This is a genomic window from uncultured Thiodictyon sp., assembly GCF_903828115.1.
GTDB lineage: Bacteria > Pseudomonadota > Gammaproteobacteria > Chromatiales > Chromatiaceae > Thiodictyon.
This window is the reverse complement of sequence record NZ_CAIKKU010000900.1, coordinates 1-6623: the sequence shown is the minus strand read 5'-3', so window position 1 is coordinate 6623 and position 6623 is coordinate 1. Positions and strand designations below refer to the sequence as shown.

At 73.9% G+C, this 6623-nt stretch carries 4 protein-coding genes; all 4 read right to left on the bottom strand.

Features of this window, described 5'->3' with window-relative positions; translation table 11 throughout:
* Positions 1 to 146: 146 nt before the first annotated feature.
* On the bottom strand, positions 147 to 1349 hold the full coding sequence (locus tag QZY48_RS34165; RefSeq protein WP_295439170.1) for a hypothetical protein: 1203 nt from the start codon (positions 1347 to 1349) through the stop codon (positions 147 to 149).
* Between the two features lie 3 nt (positions 1350 to 1352).
* On the bottom strand, positions 1353 to 2246 hold the full coding sequence (locus QZY48_RS34160) for a hypothetical protein (protein ID WP_295439169.1): 894 nt from the start codon (positions 2244 to 2246) through the stop codon (positions 1353 to 1355).
* Positions 2243 to 5176: a hypothetical protein gene (locus QZY48_RS34155; protein ID WP_295439166.1), complete on the bottom strand. Its 2934-nt coding sequence runs from the start codon at positions 5174 to 5176 to the stop codon at positions 2243 to 2245. Before QZY48_RS34155 ends, QZY48_RS34160 begins: the two co-directional genes overlap by 4 nt.
* Before the next feature lie 401 nt (positions 5177 to 5577).
* Positions 5578 to 6623: hypothetical protein (locus tag QZY48_RS34150; protein WP_295439164.1), on the bottom strand; the 1046-nt coding region annotated here is incomplete at its 5' end.

Below are 6623 nucleotides of genomic sequence, written 5' to 3'. Positions count from 1 at the left end.
CCTACGGGCCCGTAGGGTCCGCTGTGCGGACCAGCAACCTCGCCGCCGGAACTAGGATCAAGGCCGCGCCAAAGGCCGGCCGCTTGGCCCCTGGTCCTGTGGGGGCGGGACGCCCCCACTCCTGTCGGGCTGCCCCCGGCGGGCGCTCAGCCCTCGACCAACCACCCCCAACAAGCCCCACGCCCCAGCGGCGTGCGCCGCCCCAGGAGTGTGTCGGCGGCCTGTCGCGGGTCGAAGTCGCCGGTCGTGAAGGCGAGCGCGGGCCGGCCCGCGAGGCGCCGGTATTGCTCGCGGGCGTGCCGGATCAGGGCCGCCTGGGTCGGCAGCAGGGTCTTGGCGAAGGCGGCGGGGGGCGGGTGGTAGAGGGTCAGGACCTCGACCCGGTGGTCGCGGTGCAGGCGCGCGGCCTCGGTGTCGACATCGGCGCGCCGCGGCAGGGCGTCGCCGCCGTAGGGCACCGGGTGGGCGGTGGCGTGACCGGGGGAGTCGCCGATCAGCAGCAGCAGGCGGCGGCGCTCGTCACCCCACTGCAGGCGGCCGGCCGCGGCCAGGGCGTCGGCCAGGGCGTCCACGAAGTCGCCCCCGGGGCTGGGCGTCAGGCGGGTGAGCAGCAGCTCGGTGAGGGACTCGGGGGTCATGGGGATCAGCAGGTGTTCGGGCCGCTCCGGCGGCAGGGTGCGCAGGTGGAAGTCGGGCAGCAGGTCGGGGGCGTAGATGCCGGGGGGCGGCGGCTCGTCGCCGAAGGCGATGACGGCGAGCCGACAACCCTGGCCCGGCCCGCCCAGGTGCCGCACCAGGTCTACGACCGGCGCGACCACCGCATGCCATTGGTCGGGCTGGTTCAGCAGGAAGGCGTCGAGCCCCGGGGGGGCGGTCGGCGTATCGCGCTGGTCCGGGTCTGTCCCCGCCGTCGCTGACGGGTGTCCGGGGTCGGTCGGCGCCCGCCCCGGCGGTGCCGCGGCGGTCCGGGTGGTGGCGTCGATCACCAGGCAGAGGTCCCAGGGGGCCTCGGCGCGGGGGACGGGGAGCGGCGCCGGGGTGGTATCGGCGGGCTCCAGCGGCAGGAACAGGACCTGGTGACTGCCGACCAGCAGCACCGGTTCGCCGCCGTCGTCCAGGCGCAGGTGACAACCCACCACCTCGTCGGCCTGGGCGCGCACCTCGGCGCGCAGGCACGGCTGGCCCGCGCGCGCGATCTCCAGGTGGATGGCGTCGGCACCCGGGAGGCACTGCAGGCTGAAGCGGTAGTCCCCGGCCGCGTCGGGTTGGAGCGCGAGCGGCTCCGGGACCGCGCCGCCCGCGGGGATGGCGGTGAGGGTGATGGGCGCGGGGGGCTGGGGGCTGTCCATGGTCTAGCGCTTGCTTCCATGCACGGCGGCGGGGCCCGGCGGCGACAGGCCCGCGGAGCGGCCCGGTCCCGGGGCCAAGGGTACCTGGCAGAACCAGGGGGGGCCGCAGGACGACCAGTCCGGACGCGGCGGCGCGGGTGCGATCCAGGTCCCGGCGGCGGCTGGGGACGCGCCGGGTTGGTGCTCAACCTCCTCAGGGGGCGCGGCGTCCCCGGTTGAACCCTTGACCCACCAGGCACTGCCGAGGACGGCGAGCAGGTTGAGCACCAGCAAGCCGGTCAGGACCCAGGGCCAGGCCTGGGCGAGACGCGGCCCCCGGGGTCGGGCCTCGTGGTCGTCCGTGACCCCCGGGGTCGGGTCGCCGTGGAACCGCTCCAGTCGGCGCTCCAGCCGCCACAGGGCCCCTTCGATGCCGGGCCGGCGCAGCACGTTGAGCAGGAGGCCGCGATAGTCGTCCGGCAGCCGCTCCAACTGGTCCAGGAAGGCGCTCAGCGTGGTCTGGTCCGCGCGGGTGGCGGGGGCCAGGACGAAGGTGCCGGGGTCCGCCGGGATGGCGGCGCCGTCGCCCGGTATCCAGGCGGGCGACTGGCCCGGGCGCAGGACCAGCAACTCGGTGGCCGGGTCATAGCCCGCGGCGGGGATGGTCGCGACGCGCAACGCGGCCCCGGTGCCGGTCGGCCGGGTCACGGCGATGATGCCGCCGCCGGCCGCGGCGACCCGTGCCGCGAGTCCCGCGGGGTCGGCGGCCGGTCCCGCCGCGTCCGGCCCCGGGTCCGCCAAGGCCGCCCGGCACCAGACCTGGTAGAGGGTCTCGCCGGTCTCCCCGGCGTCCGTCCAGGTGCGCAGGTGACCGGGCGCGGTGTCGCGGTCGCAAAAAAAGGCGAGCCGTTCGTTCATCGGTGATTCGCTCCGCAGTTGTCGGTCCAGGTCCCGCCGCTGTCCAAGTCCCCCCAGGCCCGCGCCAGGGCCATCGCCTCGGCCGCCGGCAGGGCCTCGCGCTCGGCGTCGATCAGGGCCAGGGCCGCGCGCCGCGTCGCCTCCGCCGGTGCGCACCAGGGCCGGGCCGGGGCGCTGCCGCGCGCGTCCGGCGGCGTGGTCTGCGCCAGTACACTGCCGATCAGGGCCTCCCACCAGCGCGGCTCCCGGCGCAGTGGGGCGCAGTCCGGTCGATACATGAACCAGAGCGCCAGGGTTCCGGCCTGGCGCTCGGGCCTCAGGCAGGCGGCGAGGTGCAGGAGCGGCAGGATGGGCCGGTCCGCGCTCAGCAGTGCCCAGTGATAATAGCCGCCCTCGCCGCCGATCGCCCGCTCCAGGGTCTGCCAGCCGTGCCTGATCAGCGGGCTGTCGCGGCGGCGCTGCCGCGGGGGCAGGGCGCAGATCGCCCGGCACAACTGCATGAGCGGGTGCGACCGGGCGTCGTGTCCGTCCTGGTCCGCCGCCGCCTGGACGCGCTGCCGCAGCCCCGCCAGGGCCGCGTCCCCGTCCGCCCCCGCGGCCAGGGCGGCGATGACCTCGCCGATCCAGGGCGCGTCGGCGGCCGTTATCCATTCAGTGCGCTCCAGATCCGCGGCCAGGGCCGCCCGCGCCTGCGGGTCGGGGCAGTGCGCGGCCAGGTCGCGCGCCTGGTCCTGCTGGAACGGGTGGACCCAGGGCCAGTGGGTGTCGGGCTGCGTCAACAGTTGGACCGTCGCCGGTGCGAGCGGCCCCAGGTCGGCCATGACCTGGTCCCAGGTCTCGCGGGTAATGTCCACCGGGTCGGCGCCCCGGGCCTGTGTCCGGTCTGGCCGCCACTGGGGCGGTCGCGTCCTGGCCCGGTCGTCGCGCAGCACGGCCAGGGCGGGACTGGTGAGCCAGGTCAGGGCAAGTCGGTGGCGGGCGTCCTGGTCCGGCGCGGGATCGGCGTGGCGCCGCCAGGCGAGCCAGGCACCCGCCTGGATCAGGTGCGCCGTGGTCGCTTGCGGTTCCAGGTCCATCAGGGCCGTGACCCGGGCCTGGTAGGCGGTGAGGGCGCGCATCGCGGTAGCGGGCAGGAGTTCGCCCAGCGTCATCAGATCGGCGCACGGCAGCCGCCGCGCGATGGGCGCGGTCTCCAGCAACAGGACGGCGGACGCCGGGGTCGGCGCGATGCGCAGGCGGCCCTGCGGGTCGAAGAGGTCCGCGGCGATGGTGTCGAGCCCGCCCGGGGCCTGCTCCAGTCGGGCGAAGAGGCGCGTCGGCAGGTCCTCCAGCCCGCCCCAGGTCCGCGGCTCCTGGAGCAACTGCCGCGCCAGGGCCGCCGCCTGGGGCAGCGGCATGGCCGCGAGGTCGCCGCGGCGCCAGGGGGCCTCGAGTGCGCCGGCCCGGTCCGCCTCGAGCAACAGCGCGAACAGGCCCGGCTGGTCCAGCACGGCGAGCAAGTGCGGCGCCTCTGCGCCGCGCGCCCCCAAGACCCCGGCCCGATACTCGGCCCGCAGCGCGCCGGTCAGGGGGGCGCCGTCGGCCGCCAGGGTCGCGATCGGCAGGGGCCGGGTGAGGGCGGCACAGCGCGCGTCCGCGATCAGCGGCGGGTCCAGGTCGCACAGTGCCAGGAGGCGGCGGCGCTTGGGCGCCTCGGCCGGGTTCCACCAGGCGGCCAGACCCTCGTCGAGGGTGCTCCCCAGCCGTTGGAAGGCGTCGACCAAGGCCATTTGGAGGCGCCCCTCGCCGGGGCTCAAGGCCTCGTCCGCACGCAGGATGAAGCGGATCAGGTGGTCCTGCGGAAAGCGCGCCCAGTCGTCCGGGCGGATCAGCGCCGACCAGGGGACCTGGTCAGTGGCCCGCGCCTGGGTCAGCAGATAGTTGGCGAACAGGCTGCCGCAGTGGGCCGCGCCGCCGGCCAGCGCGACGGCCAGGTTGTAGGTGAGGGTGACCCAGCCGGTCAGTTCCGGTCCGGGGGCCGCGGCGGGGTCGGTCCAGAGCCGGTCGAAGCGCTCGCCGAAGCCCGTCAACTGGGCCGGGAAGCGCTGGGCGCTCTCAATGGCGGCCCGCGCATAGTCGCTGAGGCCCGCCGCCGGCGCTGGTCCGTCACACCGCTCGCCGCGGGCATCGAGCAGCAGGGCGCGGCGGCGCACCGCGCCCAAGGCCGCCCCGGCGAGGTCCTCGGGGATGACCAGGAGGTCCACCGCGGTGCCGTCGGGGCCCTGGCCCAGGAAGAGCGGCGGGTTGCGGCTGAAGACCCGCACCCGGCAGCGGCGCCGCAACCGGTCCGGCAGGGCCCCGCGGGCGAATGAGATGACCCGGGCGAGCGGTGACCCGGCGGCAAAGGCGGTGAGCGGCACGGCCAGGATCACCGGCCAGCCCGTCACCATGCCGTGGAAGAGGTGGGTGATGAGGCCCACCGCCAGCGCCTGCTCCCGCGCGGCGCAAGCCGGGTCCGGCCCAGGGGCGGGCGGCGGCGGCAGCCCGGCAAGGGTCGCGCCGGCCGGTGCCTCCGTCAGGAAGGCCGCATCCTGACCGAGATAAAGACCCGGGTCGAAGTCCGCCGCAAAGGCCGCCAGGGGCCAGGCGCGCGCGTGGGCGAAATAGGCGTCCCGCCGGTCGTATTTCCCGGCGGCAGCGAGCCGGACGACGAAATAATAGGGCCCGGCCGGGAAGCAGGCCCAGCCGGTCAGCCGCTCCTGGAGCCGGCCATGGTCGCCGGGGCCGGCATCGAGCGTCAGCCAATGGCGGATACCGCGCAGCAGCTCGGGGTCCGCCTGCAATGGCGCATCCGCCGCGAGATACTGCTCGCCGCGCCGGATCGGCGTGCCCGCCTCGCCGATCCCGTGATCGGCCTGGCCGCGGCAGACGTTTAAGCTCTGTGGAATCAACGATGCCCCCGGTCGGAAACCGACTGTCCGCTGCGGATAAACCTGAATCCGGCAGTTACTCACGCCAAGGCGCCAAACTCGCCAAGAAATACAATAGGGTAGATAAAGTCACCAGATCGCCTGACGGGTGAATAGCCCAAGGCAAATAATGTATTGAAGAACCTTGGCGAGCTTGGCGCCTTGGCGTGAGAACTGCTCTTTCCAGGATAAAGCCTCTCCTTGCCCCGCGCCGCTTCCATTAACCCTCGAAAGAGCAGTTCTCTCACAGAGACACAAAGATCACAAAGATTTTCAGAGCGATATGTCGGTCGCGGAGGTCACCTGGGCGGTGATCGGCGCAACGCCTTCACTGATCTGTTTTTCTTTGTGTCTTTGTGTCTTTGTGAGAGCAATTGCCGGATTTAGGTTAACGCATTCGCGCGCTCGCACAGCGCGACCAGCAGCGGCAACTCGACATGCACCGGCACCGGGGGCAGGCGCGGCGGCCGCTCGTCCGGGTTGGGGTACTGGAGCTCCAGGTGATCCAGGGCCTCGCCATGGATGGCGCTGACCGGGATCAGCCAGGGGCGGCCGGCGCCGAAGCCGAGCAGGTCCGGGATGCCCGCGACCCCCGGGGAGGGCGCCGCGGCGAACTCCTCGCCCAGAAACCGCGAGACCCGGCGCGCATTGGCGAGATAGCGCGCAATGCCCCCCCCGGTGCGGGTCCGCGCCAGGAAGGCCGCGGGTGCCTGGAGATAGCCGCCGATCCAGGTATCGCGCAGCCCCGCCAGGGCGCAGCGGCGGTCGTCCGCCATGGTCAGCGCCAGGATCGAGCGCACCGGCTGACGCAGCCGCAGGCGGCGGCGCATGTCCTTGTAGTTCTGCACCACCTCGTGGAAGGACTCCAACAGGGCGTCGCGCTCCCGCCAGTCGGCCGCCGACAGGTCCGCGGCCGGGAACACCGCCCACAGGGGCAGACAAAAGGCCATCACCCGCGCCTCCCGGTACGCCTGCACCCAGAGCCCGCGGTTCAGCGGGTCCCGGGCCTCGAAGAACTGCTCCCCGGACCCGTCGAAAAACTCGACCTCCATGGCGGCGCGGGTGCGCCCCAGCAGCCCGGTCCGATAGGGCAGGGTCAACCGGTACCAGGGTTGGCTGGCCGCCAGCGTCGTGCCCAGGCGCGTCCACCGCTCGTAGTCTCCATTGAAGCGCTGCAGATTGACGGTGCGGGCGTGCTCCTCGCGCGACAGGGTCCGGACCAGTTCGACGCCCTGGGTGTCCAGGAAATAGGCCAGTGCCCCGGCCGTGCGCGCGTGCTGGACGCGGTAGACCATGGCCTGGAACAGATAGCTCTTGCCGACCCCCTTGCCGCCGATGATGCCGAGCCGCTGGACGCTGCGGTAGCGCCCGAAGGGCTCGGCGTCGGCGTCGAAGCCCAGGCCCGCATCCGCGGGCTCGGCGGTCACGG

What these genes read in the sequence shown, in the direction of transcription:
- QZY48_RS34165 (WP_295439170.1), bottom strand. Translation starts at nt 1,349, where the DNA reads ATGGACAGCCCCCAGCCCCCCGCGCCCATCACCCTCACCGCCATCCCC.
- QZY48_RS34160 (WP_295439169.1), bottom strand. Translation starts at nt 2,246, where the DNA reads ATGAACGAACGGCTCGCCTTTTTTTGCGACCGCGACACCGCGCCCGGT.